The 19,155-nt window shown below is 73.2% G+C and carries 17 protein-coding genes; 15 read left to right on the plus strand and 2 right to left on the minus strand.

Annotation, left to right across the window (positions count from 1 at the left end; all coding sequences use genetic code 11):
* The first annotated feature begins 11 nt into the window (after positions 1-11).
* The 12 genes from ACZ7EC_RS15065 to ACZ7EC_RS15120 all read left to right on the plus strand — a co-directional run bounded on the left by ACZ7EC_RS15065 (position 12) and on the right by ACZ7EC_RS15120 (position 12,325).
* Complete coding sequence (locus ACZ7EC_RS15065; protein ID WP_397984854.1) at positions 12-425, plus strand: DUF3151 domain-containing protein; 414 nt, start codon at positions 12-14, stop codon at positions 423-425.
* Between the two features lie 149 nt (positions 426-574).
* Complete coding sequence (locus ACZ7EC_RS15070; RefSeq protein ID WP_471062611.1) at positions 575-1,420, plus strand: tryptophan 2,3-dioxygenase family protein; 846 nt, start codon at positions 575-577, stop codon at positions 1,418-1,420.
* Positions 1,413-2,597, plus strand: a complete 1,185-nt coding sequence (gene kynU, locus ACZ7EC_RS15075; RefSeq protein ID WP_471062613.1) for a kynureninase — start codon at positions 1,413-1,415, stop codon at positions 2,595-2,597. Before ACZ7EC_RS15070 ends, kynU begins: the two co-directional genes overlap by 8 nt.
* Before the next feature lie 171 nt (positions 2,598-2,768).
* On the plus strand, positions 2,769-3,656 hold the full coding sequence (locus ACZ7EC_RS15080; RefSeq protein WP_471062615.1) for an alpha/beta hydrolase: 888 nt from the start codon (positions 2,769-2,771) through the stop codon (positions 3,654-3,656).
* Between the two features lie 219 nt (positions 3,657-3,875).
* Positions 3,876-4,823, plus strand: a complete 948-nt coding sequence (locus tag ACZ7EC_RS15085; protein ID WP_471062617.1) for an alpha/beta hydrolase — start codon at positions 3,876-3,878, stop codon at positions 4,821-4,823.
* A 10-nt stretch (positions 4,824-4,833) separates the two neighbouring features.
* Positions 4,834-6,033 (plus strand): acyltransferase family protein, encoded by a 1,200-nt coding sequence (locus ACZ7EC_RS15090; RefSeq protein WP_471062886.1) that lies wholly within the window; start codon positions 4,834-4,836, stop codon positions 6,031-6,033.
* A gap of 98 nt (positions 6,034-6,131) precedes the next feature.
* Positions 6,132-7,637: a sensor histidine kinase gene (locus ACZ7EC_RS15095; protein WP_471062887.1), complete on the plus strand. Its 1,506-nt coding sequence runs from the start codon at positions 6,132-6,134 to the stop codon at positions 7,635-7,637.
* Entirely contained in the window at positions 7,634-8,314 is a 681-nt protein-coding gene (locus ACZ7EC_RS15100; RefSeq protein WP_471062618.1) for a response regulator, read from the plus strand. Before ACZ7EC_RS15095 ends, ACZ7EC_RS15100 begins: the two co-directional genes overlap by 4 nt.
* Positions 8,315-8,425: 111 nt before the next feature.
* Positions 8,426-9,811, plus strand: a complete 1,386-nt coding sequence (locus ACZ7EC_RS15105; RefSeq protein ID WP_471062619.1) for a sensor histidine kinase — start codon at positions 8,426-8,428, stop codon at positions 9,809-9,811.
* Positions 9,808-10,473, plus strand: a complete 666-nt coding sequence (locus tag ACZ7EC_RS15110) for a response regulator (protein ID WP_471062621.1) — start codon at positions 9,808-9,810, stop codon at positions 10,471-10,473. Before ACZ7EC_RS15105 ends, ACZ7EC_RS15110 begins: the two co-directional genes overlap by 4 nt.
* On the plus strand, positions 10,470-11,054 hold the full coding sequence (locus ACZ7EC_RS15115; protein ID WP_471062623.1) for a hypothetical protein: 585 nt from the start codon (positions 10,470-10,472) through the stop codon (positions 11,052-11,054). The genes ACZ7EC_RS15110 and ACZ7EC_RS15115 overlap by 4 nt, the downstream gene beginning before the upstream one ends.
* Positions 11,055-11,092: 38 nt before the next feature.
* A complete protein-coding gene (locus tag ACZ7EC_RS15120; protein ID WP_471062625.1) occupies positions 11,093-12,325 on the plus strand; it encodes a cytochrome P450 in 1,233 nt (410 codons plus the stop codon).
* 47 nt (positions 12,326-12,372) lie between these two features.
* Here the strand turns inward: ACZ7EC_RS15120 and ACZ7EC_RS15125 are convergent, their stop codons facing one another.
* Together ACZ7EC_RS15125 and ACZ7EC_RS15130 are read right to left on the minus strand one after the other, a co-directional pair.
* Positions 12,373-13,884, minus strand: coding sequence for an APC family permease (locus ACZ7EC_RS15125; protein WP_471062627.1), 1,512 nt, complete (start codon positions 13,882-13,884; stop codon positions 12,373-12,375).
* Between the two features lie 127 nt (positions 13,885-14,011).
* Positions 14,012-14,836 carry a diacylglycerol kinase family protein gene (locus tag ACZ7EC_RS15130; RefSeq protein ID WP_471062629.1) on the minus strand — a complete coding sequence of 275 codons (825 nt, stop codon included), beginning with the start codon at positions 14,834-14,836 and terminating at the stop codon, positions 14,012-14,014.
* Between the two features lie 212 nt (positions 14,837-15,048).
* Between ACZ7EC_RS15130 and ACZ7EC_RS15135 the strand changes: the two genes are divergently transcribed.
* From ACZ7EC_RS15135 to ACZ7EC_RS15145, 3 genes are all read left to right on the plus strand, one after another.
* Positions 15,049-16,332, plus strand: coding sequence for an adenylosuccinate synthase (locus tag ACZ7EC_RS15135; protein WP_471062631.1), 1,284 nt, complete (start codon positions 15,049-15,051; stop codon positions 16,330-16,332).
* 234 nt (positions 16,333-16,566) lie between these two features.
* On the plus strand, positions 16,567-18,390 hold the full coding sequence (locus ACZ7EC_RS15140; protein WP_471062633.1) for a bifunctional metallophosphatase/5'-nucleotidase: 1,824 nt from the start codon (positions 16,567-16,569) through the stop codon (positions 18,388-18,390).
* A 100-nt stretch (positions 18,391-18,490) separates the two neighbouring features.
* Positions 18,491-19,123: a hypothetical protein gene (locus ACZ7EC_RS15145; protein ID WP_471062889.1), complete on the plus strand. Its 633-nt coding sequence runs from the start codon at positions 18,491-18,493 to the stop codon at positions 19,121-19,123.
* Positions 19,124-19,155 lie beyond the last annotated feature (32 nt).

Raw genomic sequence — 19,155 nt, forward strand, 5'->3', positions numbered from 1 at the left:
AGACTGCACCCATGACCATTCACGAGAACCTGCTCGGCGGGCCGCCCCCGACCCACCTTCCCGATGACCCGGAACCCCGTGAGCAGCTGGCAGGCGGCGCCGCGCCGGCGGACGTCGCCGCGCAGCACCCCACCTCCTCCCTCGCGTGGGCCCAGCTCGCCGACGACGCCTTCGAGCGCGGCTCCGTCGTGGAGTCGTACGCCTACGCCCGTACGGGCTACCACCGCGGGCTCGACGCGCTGCGCCGCAGCGGCTGGAAGGGGCACGGGCCCGTCCCCTGGGAGCACGAGCCCAACCGCGGGTTCCTGCGCGCCCTGCACGCCCTCGCCCGCGCCGCCCAGGCCATCGGCGAGCAGGAGGAGTACGAGCGCTGCAGCCAGTTCCTGAAGGACTCCTCGCCCACCGCGGCGTCGACCCTCGGCTGACGCGCGCGCGTCACCTGTGTGGCCCGTCTGGCAACAGGCGGGCCTTGCCGTACCGGGGGTGATTGCGGAGGATGCGAGTGGGGACCGGGGCCCCCGTGCCGGCATCGGCAGGGGCGGACCGCTACCCGGAGCAACAACAGGAGACAGCGATGTCCCAACAGGCTCACCCCCACGAGGCCGCTGAGCCCGAGACCCCGCATCTCGATTTCGCGGGCACGACGCCGTACGAGGACTACGTCCGCGCGGACGTGCTCACGCACCTCCAGCACCCCCTCTCCGAGGACCCCGGCGAGATGGTCTTCCTGGTCACCACCCAGGTGATGGAGCTGTGGTTCACGGTGCTGGTGCACGAGTGGGAGACCGCCGCCAAGGCGCTGCGCTCGGACGACGTGCCCACCGCGATCGCCGCGCTGAAGCGTTCGGTGCGCGAGCTGGAGGCGCTGAACGCCTCCTGGACCCCGCTCGCCGGTCTCACCCCCGCCCAGTTCAACTCCTACCGCGCCGCCCTCGGCGAGGGCTCCGGCTTCCAGTCCGCGATGTACCGGCGCCTGGAGTTCCTGCTCGGCGAGAAGTCCGCGTCCATGCTCGTCCCGCACCGCGGCGTCCCCCGCGCCCACGCGGAGCTGGAGAAGGCGCTGCACGAACCCAGCCTCTACGACGAGGTGCTGCGGCTGCTGGCCCGCCGGGGCCACCCGGTCCCGGACGAGGTCCTGGACCGCGACGTCTCCCAGCGCCACGAGCCCGTGGCCGCCGTCGAACAGATCTGGGCCGACATCTACTCCGGCGACCAGGACGGCGAACTCGTCCGGCTGGGCGAGGCGCTGACCGACGTGGCCGAGCTGGTGTGGCGCTGGCGCAACGACCACCTGGTCGCCACCCGCCGCGCGATGGGCTCCAAGACCGGCACCGGCGGCTCCGCCGGGGTGGCCTGGCTGGAGAAGCGGGCCCGCAAGAACGTGTTCCCCGAGCTGTGGACGGCCAGGTCTTATGTCTGAACTCACCGTGCGGGCGAAGGAGTTGGACGCGGCGGACGCGCTGGCTCCGGTGCGGTCCCGCTTCGTCCTCGACGACGTCGTCTACCTCGACGGCAACTCTCTGGGCGCGCTGCCCGCGCACGTCCCGGACCGGGTCGCGGACGTCGTGCGCCGCCAGTGGGGCGAGCTGCGGATCCGCTCCTGGGAGGAGAGCGGCTGGTGGACCGCGCCCGAGCGGATCGGCGACCGGATCGCCCCGCTGGTCGGGGCGGCGCCGGGGCAGGTCGTGGTCGGCGACTCCACCAGCGTCAACGTGTTCAAGGCGGTCGTGGCCGCGGCCCGGATGGCGGGGGAGGAGCGCACCGAGATCCTGGTGGACGCCACCACGTTCCCCACGGACGGCTACATCGCGGCGTCGGCGGCCCGCCTGACCGGCCGCACCCTGCGTGCGGTCACGCCGGCCGAGGTGCCGGACGCGCTCGGGCCGCGTACGGCGGCGGTGCTGCTCAACCACGTCGACTACCGCACCGGCCGGCTGCACGGCCTGCCGTCGCTCACGGCCGCGGTCCACGCGGCGGGCGCCCTCGCGGTATGGGACCTGTGCCACAGCGCGGGCGCGCTGCCGGTGGGGCTGGACGAGCACGGTGTCGATCTCGCGGTCGGCTGCACCTACAAGTACCTGAACGGCGGCCCCGGTTCACCGGCGTTCCTGTACGTCCGCCGCGCGCTCCAGTCCCGCTTCGACTCCCCGCTGCCCGGCTGGAACTCCCACGCGGAGCCCTTCGGGATGAAGCCGTCGTACGACCCGGCGCCGGGCGCGGTGCGCGGCCGGGTCGGTACGCCGGACATCCTCTCCATGCTGTCCCTGGAGGCGGCGCTGGAGGTCTGGGAGGGCGTGGACATCGGCGCGGTCCGCGCGAAGTCGCTCGCGCTGACGGACTTCTTCCTCTCCTGCGTGGCGGAGTACGCCGGGGACCGGGTCGAGTCCGTGACACCGGCCGCCCACGCCGAGCGCGGCAGCCAGGTCTCCCTGCGCTGCGAGAACGCCGGTGACGTCATGAAGCGGCTGATCGAGGCGGGTGTCGTGGGCGACTTCCGCCCGCCGGACGTGCTGCGTTTCGGCTTCACCCCGCTGTACACGAGCTTCGCGGAGGCGGAGCGGGCGGCGCGGGTGCTCGGGGCGGTCCTGAAGGGGTGATCCCCCGCCGTCCCCGTCCGCCGGCCGCGGGCGGGGACGGCGAGCCGATGGGCGTACCCACCCCGCGTACCGGCACGTCATGTGCCTGATACCGTTCCCCGCCAACGGCCGACGATGACCCCCACCTGGTCCGCCGCACCCAGAAACGTTCCGTCGCTGAGAGGTTGGAGCATGCCGGACGACGCCGCCGCAGCCCGCGCCGCCGCCGAAGAGGAGTCGGCCTTCTCGCACGCCCCGGTCGACCCCGACGCCACCGCCTCCTACGGCACCCACCCCGACCAGGTGATCGACTTCTACGCCCCCCGCACGACGGGGGACACCCCGGCCCCGCTGGTCGTCGTCCTGCACGGCGGCGCCTGGCGCGCCCGCTACGACCGCCGGCATGTCACCCCCTTCGCCGCCTTCCTGGCCCGCAGGGGTTTCGCCGTGGCCAACGTGGAGTACCGCCGCGGCGGCGAGACCGGGGCCGGGACCGGGGACGAGGGCGGCACCCCGCTCGCCGGTCGCTGGCCCGACACCTTCGAGGACGTCACCGCCGCCTTGGACGCCCTCCCGGACCTGACCCGCACGGCGCTGCCGGGTGCCGACCTCCGCCGTACCGTCCTCACCGGCCACTCCGCCGGCGGCCACCTCGCCCTGTGGGCCGCCGCCCGGCACGTCCTGCCCGCCGACTCCCCCTGGCGCCTGCCCGCCGCCGCTCCCCTGCGCGGCGTGGTCGCCCTCGCCCCGATCGCCGACCTCACGGTCGCGGAGCGACTGGCCGTCTGCGCACACGCCTCCCTCCAACTCCTGGGCGGCGAGGCCCATTTCACCGAGCGCCTCCCGTACGCCGATCCCGCCCTGCTCCTCCCGACGGGCATCGCCACCACCGTCGTACAGGGCCGCGCGGACCTGGTCGTACCGGAGGCGGTCGGCGAGGCGTACGCGGACGCCGCGGCGAAGGCGGGGGAGACGGTGGGCCTGACCCTGCTGGCGGACGTGGGCCACTTCCCCCTGATCGACCCCGCGGCGGACGCGTGCGCGGTCGTCGCGGAGGAGATCGCCCAACTGGCTTGGTGACAAGGGGGGTTTCCGCTGGTGGCCCATTCCCGTGGCGGGCTCGGACCGGACGAACCCGACGGGATGGCCCCCCGGAGCGCCGCGGCCGGCCGTCATACCCGTCATACCTGAGAGCCACCCCGCGGGACGGCTCCCCGGTGGGACGCCGATGACGGGGCCCGCTTCCTAACGTCCTTCACAGCCAAGCCCGATGGACGGGCCGGCCGGAAGGAAGCCGTCATGGGGCGCCCCGCGCACCGTACTCGTCGTACCCTCGTCGCCGCCCTCCTCGCCGCGGCCCTCACCGTCCCCCTCTCCGCGGCGGCCCGCCCCCGTGTCCCGGCCCCCGCGCCCGCGGTCCTGCCGCCGCTCGCCCCGGCCACCCTCGCCACCGCCTACGCCGCCAACCGCGCCGACGCCGCCCGTGCCGCCCGGATGGCCGCCGCCCACGGCGACCCGCACCGGGCCGCGGCCGACCGGAGCCTGTCCTCGGCGCGGCGGCAGCTGCTCGCCTTCGACGGCCGGGGTGCGGGCCTGGCCGCCGAGGTGTTCGGCGATCTCGCCCATGCCGGGCACGTCGCGGTCCTGGTCCCCGGCTCGGACACCTCCCTCGACACCTATCCCCGCCTCCGCCGCGCGGCCGAGTCCCTGTACACGGCGGCGGGCCCGCGTACCGCCGTCGTCGCCTGGCTCGGCTACGCCACGCCCACGACGGTCAGCACCACGGTCGCCACCACCACCCGCGCCGACGAGGCGGCTCCTCGTCTCCGTGCGTTCGTGCGGCAGTTGCGGGCCGTCGTGCCCGCCCGCACGCAGCTCACCCTCGTCTGCCACTCCTACGGCTCCGTCGTCTGCGGCCGGGCCGCGCACGGGCTCGACGTGGCCGACATCGCCCTCGTCGGCAGCCCCGGCACCGGCGCGGACGACGTGTCCGGCCTCGGCACCCGCGCCCGCGTCTGGGCGGCCCGCGGCAGCGGCGACTGGATCGCCGGGGTGCCGCACGTGCGCGTCGACCTGCTCCTCGCCACCGTCGGCCTGGGCGCCGACCCCGTCTCCCCGGCCTACGGCGCCCGAGTCTTCGACGCGGGAGAGGCCGACCACAGCGGCTACTTCACTCCGGGCTCCGCCTCCCTGGCCAACCTGTCCCGGATCGTCCGCGGCGAGACCTCGCAGGTCACCCGTGGCTGACCCGAAAGGCATGTGGCGGGCGGTACGGCAGGGTGCGCGCCGTGCCGACGCCGCCACCCCCGACTCCCGCGACCGCGCCGCGGCCGCCCTGCGGGCCTGCGCGATCCTCGGGGTCGTGCTCGGCCACTGGCTGGTCACCGCGCTGGTCGCGCACGACGGCGGGCTGCACACCGCCAGCCTCTCGGGGCGGATGTCCTGGCTCGCCCCGGTCTCCTGGATCTTCCAGACGCTCGCGGTGTTCTTCCTGGTCGGTGGGCACGTGGCCACCAAGAGCCTCGCCCGCGCGCGTGCCCGCGGCCTGACGGACGCCCAGTGGCTGGGCGCCCGCCTCGGCCGTCTCGCCCGCCCGGTCCTCGCGCTCCTGTCCCTGTGGGCCGTGGTCACCGCGGGCCTGCTGCTCACCGGCGCCCCGGCCGACACCGTCCGCACCCTCGTCGGGCTCGCCCTGTCCCCGCTGTGGTTGCTGCTGGTCTTCGCCGCGCTGACCGCCGCGACCCCGCTCGTCACCCGCCTCCACCCGCTGTGGCCGCTCGCCGTCGTCCTGCACGTGGACGTGCTGCGTTTCGGCCTGCACCTCGGGACCTCCTGGGTCGGCTGGGTGAACCTGCCCGCGGGCTGGCTGGTCCCCTACACCCTCGGCGCCGCCTGGACCCGCGGCGAGCTGGACACCCGCCGTGCGGGCCGTGCCCTGCTGGTCCTCGGTACGACGGCCACGGCGGGCCTCGTCCGCTGGGCGGGCTATCCGGCCGCCATGGTCGGCGTCCCCGGCGCGGCGGTCTCCGACCTGGACCCGCCGACCCTCGCCGCCGTCACCTTCGGCCTCGCCCAGTGCGGGCTCGCGCTGCTGCTGCGCGACCGGCTGCGCCGCGCGATGCGCCGCCCGCTGCTCTGGGCGGCCGTGGCCACGGCCGACCTCTCCGCGATGACGATCTACCTGTGGCACCAGACCGCCCTGATGGCCACCACCGCCGCGACCCTCCCGGCCGGCCCTCTGCCCGGCCTGCACACCGCCCCCGACGGCCCGGCGTGGATCGCCGCCCGGCTGGTCTGGCTCCCGGTGTTCGCGCTGGTCCTCGCGGTGTGCTGGGCCGCGTTCCGGTCGTACGAGCAGGGCTGCGGCCGGGTGCGCGCGGGAGCGGCGGGGCCGGGTGGTCCGGGTGCACCGGGTGCACGGGGGGGGGGCTTGCCGGGGCAGGGAAACGGGGGCTGACCCCCGTGTCCGGCGAAGTCGCCGTGCCTAGGGTGGACGACGTGACGAGTACGGGGGGTCGCCGCGGGTTCGCGCTGTTCGCGGACCGGGGGCGGCGGATGCTGCGGGTGCTGCGCGCCGATCTGTGGACGGCGCGGCGCGATCCGCTGCCCGTCTTCGCCCGGCTGCGGTGGCTGCCGCACGGACTGGTGTGCCTGGTGGCGTTCGGGGTCGCGCTCGGCGGGGTGGCACAGCTCAGGACCAACGGGGGACTGGGTTCCGGCGCCGCCTTCGCGATCGGTCTCGCGCCGGCGGGCGCGGTCGTGCTCGCGCTGCGCCGGCCCCTTACGGCCTGGTGGCTGTCCGTGGCGGCGACGCTGGTGTGCGCCGTCGCGGTCCACGGCCACCTGGGCCGGATACCCGCAGCGGTGTTCACCTGGCCCTGGACGGTCGCCGGGATCATCGCGCACCTGCTGGTCATGCTGCTGCTCGCGCTGCGGGTGCGCGCACGGGTGGTGGTCGAGGCGCTGGCCTCGACCGTGCTGCTCACCGCCGCCCTGGAGGGCGGCTGGGGCGGGGCCCGGCACCAGCCGACCGGGGTCGTCGCGGTGGTCCTGTCCGCGGTGGTCGCGGTGGTCGGCATCGCTCTGCGCAGCCACCAGCAGGCGCGCGCGGAACTCGTGGAGCAGGCCAGCCTCACCGCCGAGGAGCGCGCCCGACGCACCCTCCTGGAGGAGCGCAGCCGGATCGCGCGGGAGCTGCACGACGTGGTCGCGCACCACATGTCGGTCATCTCCATCCAGGCCCAGGTCGCCCCGCACCTCGTGGAGCGGCCCCCGCCCGCACTGGTCGAGAACCTGGCCGGCATCCGGCAGAACGCGCTGGAGGCCCTGACCGAACTGCGCCGGGTCCTCGGGGTGCTGCGTTCCGAATACCCCGACGACCCCGAGGGCCCCTACGGGCTCGGCGAGCCCGGTACCGGCGCCGCCCCCGCCGCCCCCCAGCCCACGCTGGCCCGGCTCGGCACGCTGATCGAGAACACGCGGGCCGCGGGACTGGACGTGAGCGCGCGGGTGCGGGGTGAGGTACGGCCGTACACACCGGGGGTGGAGCTGTCGGCGTACCGGATCGTGCAGGAGGCGCTGAGCAACGCGTTGCGGCACGCGCCGGGGTCCCGCGTGCGCGTCGAGGTGGCGCACCGGGCGGACGGACTGCACCTGGAGGTCGCCAACTCCCGGCCCCGGCAGCCGGTTCCGCTCTCGCCGGGCGCCGGGCACGGACTGCTCGGCATGCGTGAGCGCGCGGCGATGCTCGGCGGCCGGGCCACCGCGACCGCGACCGCGCAGGGCGGATTCACGGTCACGGCCTTCCTGCCGTCCGACGGCACCCCGCCACCCGACGGTGCCCGGCCCGACGGCGCCCCGCCCGAGGGCCCCTCGCCCGACGCCACCCCGCCCGCACGCCTCCCGCCCGCACGCCTCCCGCCCGCACGCCTCCCGTCCGGCGGCCCCTCCCCGGCCCCCTCGCCCCCGGCCGTACGGCCGCCGACCCCGACCCCGACCCCGACGCCTGTGCCGGCGCCCTCGCCGACGCTCACGCCCACGACAGGAGAACCGACCCCATGACGCGCGGCGCCGGCTCCATCCGCGTACTCATCGCCGACGACCAGGAGATGGTCCGGCAGGGTTTCACCGTGCTGCTCAACGCCCAGCCGGGCATCGAGGTGGTCGGCCAGGCGGTGGACGGCCGGGAGGCGATCGCCAAGTCCGCCGAACTCGTCCCGGACGTCGTCCTGATGGACATCCGCATGCCCGAACTCGGCGGCATCCAGGCCACCGAGCACATCGCCGCCACCCAGCCCGCCGTCAAGGTCCTGGTGCTGACCACCTTCGACCTGGACGAGTACGTGTACGACGCGTTGCGCGCCGGCGCCTCCGGGTTCCTGCTCAAGGACGCCTCCGCCGGCAAACTCGCCGAGGCGGTCCGGGTGGTGGCGGGCGGCGACGCCCTGCTCGCCCCCGGTGTCACCCGGCGCCTGATCGCCGAGTTCTCCCGCCTCGACGGCCGCCGCCGGGCCCCGCTGCACCGGCGCGTCGGCGGCCTCACCGAGCGGGAGACGGAGGTCCTGGCGCTGATCGCGCAGGGGCTCAGCAACGCGGAGCTGGCGGGACGGCTGGTGGTGGCCGAGCAGACGGTGAAGACGCATGTGGGCCGGATCCTGGTGAAGCTCGGGCTGCGGGACCGTACCCAGGCGGCGATCTTCGCGTACGAGTCGGGGCTGATACGCCCCGGCGCGCGGTGAGCGGCGCGGAGCCGCGCGGGAGCCGGGGCTCGAGTAGTACCTGAGACGGACCCCGTGGAACCCGTCTCCAAGCTGACGACCCGCCCCGGCCCGCCGCCTACCGTTGACCGGGTGACCGAGACGACGCCCCCGCCCCCGACCTCGCCGTTCGGGCCCGGCCGCCCGCGCAGCCCGGAGCTCCGGCTGGCCGCCGACGCCCTCGCCGGACTGCGGCAGGACCTGTTCCACGACGCCTTCGCCTACCGGCCGCTGCCCCCGCTGGGCCCCGACAGCCGCCTCGTGCGCCGCCGTTCGGGCCGGCTGCGGGAGTACGCGCCCTGGGCCCCGCACGCCGTGGTGGCCCTCTTCGGCGTGCTGGCGATGTGGGTCGGTCTGGTCCGCGGCGGCACCTCCCTGGGGCCGACCCTGGTCTGCGGGCTGCTGGCCCTGGTGCCGGTCCTGCTGACCCTGGTGCGTCCGGCCGGGGCGTTCTGGCTGTCCCTCGCGGCGTGCACGGCCACCACGATCGTCGGCGGCGCCGACTGGATGAGCGGCACCTGGACGCCGGGCAGCTTCCTCTCCCACCTGGTGGTGCTCACCGTCGTGGCGATCCGCACCCGCCCGCGCACGGCGGCCTGGATGTGGGCGCTGACCGGCGTGTACGGCTTCTTCGACGCGAGCCTGTTCGGGCACGCGTACGCCGAGGACGACATAGCCCAGATGATGTTCCTGTCCGCGCTGGTCCTGCTGGTGGTCGCGGTGCGGCACGTTCGCAAGGAGGCGGCCCTGGAGGTGACCGCGCAGCAGACGGTGACCGAGCACGAGCGTTCGCGGCGCACCCTGCTGGAGGAGCGCACCACGATCGCGCGGGAGCTGCACGACGTGGTCGCCCACCACATGTCGGTGGTCGCCATCCAGGCGGAGGCGGCGCCGTACCGGGTGGAGAATCCGCCACCGGAGCTGGAGAAGGCGTTCGCCACCATCCGGGAGAACGCGGTCGCGGCCCTGACCGAGCTGCGCCGGGTCCTCGGGGTCGTCCGCGCGGAGGACTACGCGGCACCGGACGCCCCGCAGCCCACGCTCGCCGACCTGGACGGGCTGCTCGCCAATGTGCGCGAGGCCGGGCTCGCCGTGGACAAGGCGGTGACCGGCGCGGTGCGGGAGCTGCCGCAGGGGGTGGAGCTGTCCGCCTACCGGATCGTGCAGGAGGCGCTGAGCAACACCCTGCGGCACGCGCCGGGCGCGAGCGCACGGGTGGAGGTGTCCTACGTCCTCGGCGGGCTCGGCCTGCGCGTGGTCAACGGCCCGCCGCCCGCGCCGGGCCTGCTGAAGCCGTCACCGGGCGCCGGGCACGGCATCACCGGCATGCGGGAGCGGGTCACCATGCTGGACGGCGAGATGACGGCGGGCCGCACGGCCGAGGGAGGCTACGAGGTGGCGGTGTTCCTCCCCGTGGCGACCCCGGCGGACCCGGCGGGCCCGGCGGGCCCGGCGGCCGGAGCCGGGGGCGGCGCATGACGATCCGCGTCCTGATAGCGGACGACCAGATGATGGTCCGCGAGGGCTTCTCCGTCCTGCTGAACGCGATGCCGGACATCGAGGTCGTCGGCGAGGCCGTCAACGGCCGCGAGGCGGTGGCACGGGTACGGGAACTCGCCCCGGACGTCGTGCTGATGGACATCCGCATGCCCGAGCTGAACGGCATCGAGGCGACCCGCGAGATCGTCGCGGCCGACGCCGCGGCGAAGGTCCTGGTGCTGACCACCTTCGACCTGGACGAGTACGTCTACCAGGCGCTGCGCGCGGGCGCCTCCGGCTTCCTCCTCAAGGACGCCTCGGCCCGCCAACTGGCGGACGGTGTACGGGTGGTGGCCGCCGGTGAGGCACTGCTCGCCCCCTCCGTCACCAAACGCCTGATCTCCGAGTTCTCCCGCCTCCCGGATGCCCGCCGCCCGCTGCCCACCGCCCCGGCCGCGTACGGCGACCTCACCGACCGCGAGACCGAGGTCCTCGTGCTCATCGCCCAGGGTCTGTCCAACGCGGAGATCGCCGAACGCCTGATGGTGGCCGAGTCCACGACGAAGACCCACGTCAGCCGCATCCTGGTCAAACTGGGCCTGCGCGACCGCACCCAGGCGGCGGTGTTCGCGTACGAGGCCCGCCTGGTGACGCCGGGATGAGCACGGAAGCGGGCAGGGCGCGGGAGCCGGATCAGGGGCTGGAGCTGGAACTCGTACCGCATGCCGGCGTCGGTCCCTTCCGGCTCGGCATGTCGGTGGGGGAGGCGCGGGACGCGGTGGCCGCGTGCGGGAGCCACCCGTTCGGCCTGGCCGCCGAGGAACCGGGGCTGCTCCATCTCACGCACGCCGCCTCGGGGCTGGGGATCTCCCTCGGGTTCACCAGGGGGGAGCTGAGCGACGTGGAGGTCTTCCGGTTCCGGACGGCTGACGCGGGGGCGCGGGTGCTGCTCGACGGGCTCGACGTCTTCCGCACACCGAGCGAGGACCTGCGCGCGCGGCTCGCGGAACGGGGCCACGCCCTCGGCGCGGGCGACCACCTCGGGGGCGGTGACTTCGAGGGCGGCGACCTCGGTGGCGGCGACGTCGGGGACGACGACTTCGAGGGCGGCGACCTCGGCTTCGACGCCCTGCCGGAACTCGACGTGATCCTGGCGAACGAGAGCAGCCGCGAACTCCCGGCGGACGGGGACGGCCGGCCCCTCTACTACGACTACGTCCTCCTCGCCGGGCGCATCCGCTGATCTGGTCGGACCGGGGGCCGGTGGGTTAGCGTCCGGGCATGGCAGGCTCCCGCGATCTCGCTTTCGACCCCTGGGACCCGGCGTTCGTGGCCGACCCGTACCCGGCCTACGCCGAGCTGCGGGCCCGCGGACGGGTGATCCGGTACGAGCCCACGGACCAGTGGCTGGTGCCGCACCACGCCGACGTCTCGGCGCTGCTGCGGGACCGGCGGCTCGGGCGGACGTACCGGCACCGCTACACGCACGAGGAGTTCGGCCGGACCGCGCCGCCGCCCGCGCACGAGCCGTTCCACACGCTCAACGACCACGGGATGCTGGACCTGGAGCCGCCGGACCACACCCGGATCCGGCGGCTGGTGTCGAAGGCGTTCACCCCGCGCACGGTGGAGCGGCTGAAGCCGTATGTGCACGGCCTGGCCGACGAACTGGTCGCGGCCCTCGTCCGGGAGGGCGGTGGTGATCTGCTGACGGACGTCGCCGAGCCGCTGCCGGTCGCGGTGATCGCCGAGATGCTGGGCATCCCGGAGGCCGACCGGTACCGGCTGCGGCCCTGGTCCGCGGCGATCTGCGGGATGTACGAACTGAACCCCGCCGCGGACACGGCGGCACGCGCGGTCCGGGCGTCGGTCGAATTCTCCGACTACCTGCGGGAGTTGATCGCCGAGCGGCGCAAGCGCCCCGGCGACGACCTGATCTCCGGGCTGATCGCCGCGCAGGACGGTGACGGCGGGGCCGGCGGCCGGCTGACCGAGCAGGAGGTGATCTCCACCGCCGTCCTGCTGCTCAACGCGGGCCACGAGGCCACCGTCAACGCCACGGTCAACGGCTGGTGGGCCCTGTTCCGCAACCCCGCCCAGCTCGCCGCCCTGCGCGCCGACCACTCCCTGGTCCCGGCCGCGATCGAGGAGCTGATGCGTTACGACACCCCGCTCCAGCTTTTCGAGCGCTGGGTGCTGGACGACATCGAGATCGACGGCACGGTGATCCCGCGCGGTGCCGAGATCGCCATGATCTTCGGCTCCGCCAACCACGACCCCGCCGTCTTCGCCGACCCCGGCCGCCTGGACCTCGCCCGCGCCGACAATCCGCACATCTCCTTCAGCGCCGGCATCCACTACTGCATCGGCGCCCCGCTGGCCCGGCTCGAACTGACCGCCTCCATGACCTCCCTGCTCCGCCAGGCCCCGACCCTCGCCCTGGTGAAGGAACCGGCCCGCAAACCGAACTTCGTGATCCGCGGGCTGGAGGGGCTGAGCGTGCAGATGCGCTGACCACCCGTCGGGCCTGCCGGGACGAGAGTGGGCCCGCTGAAGACGCTCTAGCGTTCCTTCGTCTCCTCCAGCACGGTCCTGCCCACCAGCGCGTACCGCTTCGGCGCCCGCCGCTTCAGATACTGCGCGTAGGCCACCCCCGTCACCGCGACCGCCCCCACCAGCCACGGCGTGGCCCGCAGCACCAGCGATCCCGACTCGCTGCCCGCCGCCGCTCCCATGTTGGACACCAGCAGCACCACGACCCCGAGCATCGCCACGCCCCCCACCAGCGGCGCGGCGAAGGTGCGGAACCAGTGCCGGCTCTCGGGGTGGTGCGAGCGGAAGTACGCCAGCACGGCGAAGGAGCACACGGCCTGGACGACGAGGATCGCCATCGTCCCGAGGATCGCGAGCAGCACGTACGTCCCGGTGTACGGGTCCTTCCCCGCGATCCAGAACGCGCCGATCAGGACCGCCGCCACCACCGTCTGCACCAGCCCGGCGATGTGCGGCGAGCCGTGCCGCGGGTGCGTGCGGCCGATGGTGCGCTTCAGCGAGGGCAGTACGCCCTCGCGGCCCAGTGCGTACAGGTAGCGCGCGGCGCAGTTGTGGAAGGCCATCCCGCAGGCCAGCGACCCGGTGATCATCAGCCACTGCATGACGTCGACGGCCCAGTGGCCGACGTAGCGCTCGGTGGGAGCGAAGAACATCGAGAGCGGGTTCGCGGAGGACGCGGCCTTCACCGCCGCCGCCTCGCCGTTGCCGCAGATGGCCATCCAGGAGACGAAGACGTAGAAGACGCCGACGCCCAGGACGCTGACCATCGTCGCCTTGGGGATGATCCGCTTGGGGTCGCGGGACTCCTCGCCGTACATCGCGGTCGACTCGAAGCCGACCCAGGACCAGAAGGCGAAGAAGAGGCCGAGCCCGGCGGAGGTGCCCTTGAACGCGTTGACCGGATCGATCGGCGCGAGGCTGAAGCCGTGCGGCCCGCCGCCGTGCAGGGCGACGGACACGGCCATCGCGGCGAGCACCGTGACCTCGGTCGCCAGCAGCACCACCAGCAGTTTCTCGGCGACGCTGACCCCGAACCAGGTGCCGGTGGCGTTGATCGCCAGCATCAGGATCGCGAACGACCACCAGGGCAGGTGCACCCCGGTCTGGTCCCGCAGGGTGGTCGTGGCGAAGGTGGAGAAGATCCCGATGAGCGCGGGCTCGAAGACGACGTAGGCGAAGGTGGCGAGCAGTCCGGAGGCGAGGCCGATCGTGCGGCCGAGGCCGTAGGAGATGAATCCGTAGAAGGCGCCCGTGGACGTGATGTGCTTCGCCATCGAGGTGAATCCGACGGAAAAGATTGCCAGTACGACCATTGCGACGAGATAGCTTGCGGGCGCCCCGATGCCATTGCCGGACGAGACCATGAACGGCACGTTCCCGGTCATCGCGGTGATCGGCGCGGCCGTCGCCACCGCCATGAACACCACGCCGAGCAGCCCGACGGCGTTGGGTTTCAGCCGGTGAATCGTTTCATCGCCGCCGGTCTCCGCCGCCGGGACGACGCCCTCGTCCACTGCCATGAATGATCCCCTCCGGGTCCGGTCCCTGGGTCCTGATGGAGCAGGATGCTGGACGAGAAGGGGGCACGGGAAGGGGTCCGCACGGTTAAATATTTGTCACTAGACCATTGAGGTGACGCGTGCGGGGTCATCTGCCGGCGGGCAGCACCAGCCCCCACGCCCCTTCCAGCACCCGCCAGGTCCGCCGCCGTACCGGGCCCGTCACCCGTGCGTCGGCGCGGTAGTGGAAGTCGGGGCCGGTGACCGTGATCGCCCGCCCCGAGGCCCGCAGGGGCTTCGCCTCGGCGCCCACGGAGAGGGGATGGACCTCCAGTTCGGCGAGCCCGCCGGTGGCCGGGGCCAGGGAGAGGGACTCCACCGGCTGGTCGAGGTCCACCAGCGCCTCGCCGTCGACCTCCACCCGCAGCCGGGTGGGGCCGGGCGAGGGTATCGCGGTCAGCCGGGTGGGACGCGGGTTCAGGGTGCGCGCCAGGGACCGGTACCAGGGGCGGGCGCCGGCCGCCAGCGGCGCGGGCGCGGGTACCCGCACCGGGGCCGGGGGTATGGCGAGGCCGCCGAGCACCAGGCCCCCGCTGTCGTCGGCCAGCAGGTCCAGGCGCCGCTCCGCACCGTCCAGCACCGCCCGCGCCGCCGCCACCGCCCCGGTCGGCACTCCGAGGGTCGCCGCGAGGGTGAGGGACTCGCCCACCGGCACCACCGACAGCACACATCCGGCCAGTCCCCGCTCCCGGTGCAGCAGGGTCACCGCCCGCGTCAGGGCGGCGTCGTCGCCCACCACCACCGGCCGGCGCGAACCCCTGCGGCCCAGTGCGCGGGCGAATTCCTCCGGGCCCTGAGGAAGACACACCTTGGCCGCCGCACCCGCGCTGAGCACGTCTTTCGCGATCCGTACGGACTCCCCGTCCGTCTGCCGTGCCCCCGGATCGATGATCACCAGCAGCTGATCGGACATCGCGAAGGTCGCCACCTCGGTCCTGCCTCGCTTCCTCGGGTAGCATCTTTGTGCAAGAGCCCCTTGCGCTATTGCGCCAGGGGCTTCGTCTATTCCGGGGCATCCGGTCCGACGGTTGTGCGGCCAACGACGGTCGCGGTGGCACGCGGCGGTGAACCTTACGCCCGCGCCCCTGACCTTGGACATGCCCCGCCCGGAAGGGGTGTACGCGCGTGCCCGCACTTGTGCTGCTCGGTGCTCAGTGGGGTGACGAGGGCAAGGGGAAGGCCACCGACCTGCTCGGTGGATCGGTGGATTATGTGGTGCGGTACCAGGGCGGCAACAACGCCGGCCACACGGTCGTCGTCGGCGACCAGAAGTACGCCCTCCACCTCCTGCCCTCCGGCATCCTCTCTCCCGGATGCACGCCGGTCATCGGCAACGGTGTCGTCGTCGACCCCTCGGTCCTGCTCTCCGAGCTGAGCGGTCTGAACGAGCGTGGCGTCGACACGTCCAAGCTGCTCATCAGCGGCAACGCGCACGTCATCACGCCGTACAACGTGACGGTCGACAAGGTGACGGAACGCTTCCTCGGCAAGCGGAAGATCGGCACGACCGGGCGCGGTATCGGCCCCACCTACGCGGACAAGATCAACCGCGTGGGCATCCGGGTCCAGGACCTGTACGACGAGTCGATCCTCCAGCAGAAGGTGGAGGCCGCGCTCGACGTCAAGAACCAGGTCCTCACCAAGCTGTACAACCGCCGCGCCATCGCCGCCGACCAGGTGGTCGAGGAGCTGCTGGGCTACGCCGAGCAGATCAAGCCGTACGTCGCCGACACCGTGCTGGTCCTCAACCAGGCCCTGGAGCAGGACAAGGTCGTGCTGTTCGAGGGCGGCCAGGGCACGCTGCTCGACATCGACCACGGCACGTACCCCTTCGTCACCTCCTCCAACCCGACCGCCGGCGGCGCCTGCACCGGCGCGGGCGTGGGTCCGACGAAGATCAGCCGGGTCATCGGCATCCTCAAGGCGTACACCACCCGCGTGGGCGCCGGCCCGTTCCCGACCGAGCTGTTCGACGAGGACGGCGAGGCGCTGCGCCGGATCGGCGGCGAGCGCGGTGTGACCACCGGCCGGGACCGCCGCTGCGGCTGGTTCGACGCGGTGATCGCGCGCTACGCGACGCGGGTGAACGGCCTGACCGACTTCTTCCTCACCAAGCTGGACGTGCTCACCGGCTGGGAGCAGATCCCGGTGTGCGTGGCGTACGAGATCGACGGCAAGCGCGTCGAGGAACTGCCCTACTCCCAGACCGACTTCCACCACGCGAAGCCGATCTACGAGAACCTGCCGGGCTGGTCCGAGGACATCACCAAGGCCAAGACCTTCGCCGACCTGCCGAAGAACGCGCAGAACTACGTCAAGGCGCTGGAGGAGATGTCCGGCGCCCCGATCTCCGCGATCGGCGTGGGCCCCGGCCGGGACGAGACGATCGAGATCAATTCCTTCCTCTGATCTCTTCCGGCAAGCCGGAGTTCGACCCGGCTTCACCTGCGGCAGCGCCCGCCGGATCCGCCTTCGGGCGGAACCGGCGGGCGCTTGCGCGTTCCGCCCCGCCTGACCCATCCTTGACCTGGACATGGTCATTTCCTGGTTTGCGGCGGTGAGGGGCGCGAGCACGATCTACGCGGGTAGCCTCCGCACGGAATGACCCCCCGCTCGCGCCAACTCCAGTCTCAGGAGCCTTGAATGACCCACAGCCCGATGAACCGCCGGGAGTTCGTGAAGAAGTCGGCCGTCACCGGCGCCGCCGTCGCCGCGGCGGGCGCGGTGGGCAGCGGCACCGCGGAGGCGGCCGACCGCGGTCACCACCCCGGAAAGGCCCCGCGCACCTGGTCGTTCTCCATCCTGGGCACCACCGACCTGCACGGCCACGTCTTCGACTGGGACTACTACGCCGACGCGCCCTACGCCGACAAGGCCGGCAACTCGGTCGGCGTGGCCCGCGTCGCCACCCTCATCAAGCAGCAGCGCGAGGCCAAGGGCGAGCACCGCGTGCTGCTCGTCGACGCCGGCGACATCATCCAGGGCACCTCCCTCGCCTACTACTTCGCCCGTGTCGACCCGATCACCGGCACCGGCGGCAAGCACGGCCCCAGGCACCCCATGGCCACCGCCATGAACCACATGCGCTACGACGCCGCCGCCCTCGGCAACCACGAGTTCAACTACGGCATCGACACGCTGCGCAAGTTCGAGGAGCAGTGCGACTTCCCGCTGCTCGGCGCGAACGCCCTGCACGCCAAGACGCTGCGACCGGCCTTCGAGCCGTACACCGTCAAGCGCATCAAGGTCCCCGGCGCCCCCGACATCAAGGTCGGCATCCTCGGTCTGACCAACCCCGGCATCGCGATCTGGGACAAGGACAACGTCGGCGGCAAGCTGGTCTTCCCCGGCCTGGTCGAGCAGGCGAAGAAGTACGTGCCGCGGCTGCGCGCCCTCGGCTGCGACGTGGTCTTCCTGACCGACCACTCCGGCCTGGACGGCTCCTCCTCCTGGGGCGACGAACTCCCCTACGTCGAGAACGCGTCCAACCTGGTCGCCGAGCAGGTGCCGGGCATCGACGCGATCCTCGTGGGCCACACCCACGTCGAGGTGCCGTCGTACACCGTCAAGAACGAGCAGACCGGCGAGGACGTCCTGCTGTCCGAGCCGTACTGCTGGGGCTACCGGCTCAGCGTCTTCGACTTCGAGCTCGAACTCCACCACGGCCAGTGGAAGGTCACGGGCAAGAAGGCGGGGACCCTCAACCCCAACGGGGTGGAAGAGGACCCGCAGATCAAGAAGCTGCTGGAGGCCGACCACGAGCTGGTGGTGAAGTACGTCAACACCCCGGTCGGCACCTGCACGGCGAACCTCTCGGCGGCGGAGTCCTGCTGGAAGGACGTGCCGATCATGGACTTCATCCACAAGGTGCAGATGGAGACGGTCAAGACGGGCCTGTCCGCCGCCGACGCCGCCCTCCCGCTGATCTCGGTCGCCGCGCCCTTCAGCCGTACGGCCGACATCCCGCAGGGCAACGTCACCATCAAGGACATCGCCGGCCTCTACATCTACGACAACACGCTCTACGCCAAGAAGCTCACCGGCGCCCAGCTCAAGGACTACCTGGAGTACGCGGCCAAGTACTACGTCCGGGTCCCGGCAGGCACGAAGGTCGACACCGCGACGCTGACCAACGCCAACAGCTTCTGGGACTACATGTACGACACCGCCGCGGGTGTCGACTACGAGATCGACATCGCCCAGCCCGAGGGCTCCCGCATCAAGAACCTCAGCTATGCCGGCGCCCCCGTCGCCGACGACCAGGTCTTCGTGGTGGCCGTCAACAACTACCGGGCCAACGGCGGTTCGGGTTACCCGCACATCGCCTCGGCGGAGATCGCGTACAGCTCCACCAACGAGATCCGCGACATGATGATCGACTACGTCACCGCGACGAAGACCCTCGACCCGGCCGACTTCGCGGTCACCAACTGGAAGCTGACCCAGGCGGGCACGCCGGTCTTCTAGCCTGTGGCCGTGCCGGGTCCACCGGCGGGGCGCCGCGTCGTCCCGCCGGTGTCCGCCACGACTCGGGAGCCGGAGCGGAAGGAGGGGGCGGCCGGTGTCCATGCTCATGCGCGCGCCGCGGGCCTGCGCGTCCTGGTTCTGGGATCTGGAGGATCACGCGCCGCCGGGGCTGCGATCGGCGCTCGGTGTCGCGGCCCGGATGTCCGCCGTCCTGCGGGAGCACGAGCTGCTGCGGCCCGGTGCCCTGGAGTGGCACTGGGCCGTGCCCGGAAAGGGGTCGGTCGCGAAGACGCGGGTGCAGCTCCCGAGCGCCTTCGACGGCGGACAACTCGCGGCGCGGGTGGAGGAGCTGCGGCCCGTGGCGTTCCCGCGGGCCGAGTTCGGCGGATTCCTGGTCACCGGGCCGGGCGGGTGGCTGGACGAACGCGGAGTGCGGCGCGAGGAGTACGGACTGGTGGAGCTGACGGTCTGTGCGGAGCCCCTCGGACTGTCGGCCGACATCGCCGTCCACCACGACATCTGGGGTCCGTTCGACTTCCGCGGCACCCCGCACCCGGACGTGCGCCGGCGGAACGCCCCGCGGCTCGCCGCCGCGATCGAGGACCTGGAAGGGCTGCTCGGGGCGCCGGCCGAGCCCGGCCGGCCGACGTGTTTCGGCTGGGCCGAGGGTTACGGGGTCGGCGGGCCGGAAGCCGTGGACGGACGCGGTCCGGACCTGACCGGTCTGCTGTGAGGGGGCAAGCGGCCCGGTGGGCCGTCGTGCCC

The organism is Streptomyces sp. NPDC037203 (assembly GCF_055605065.1).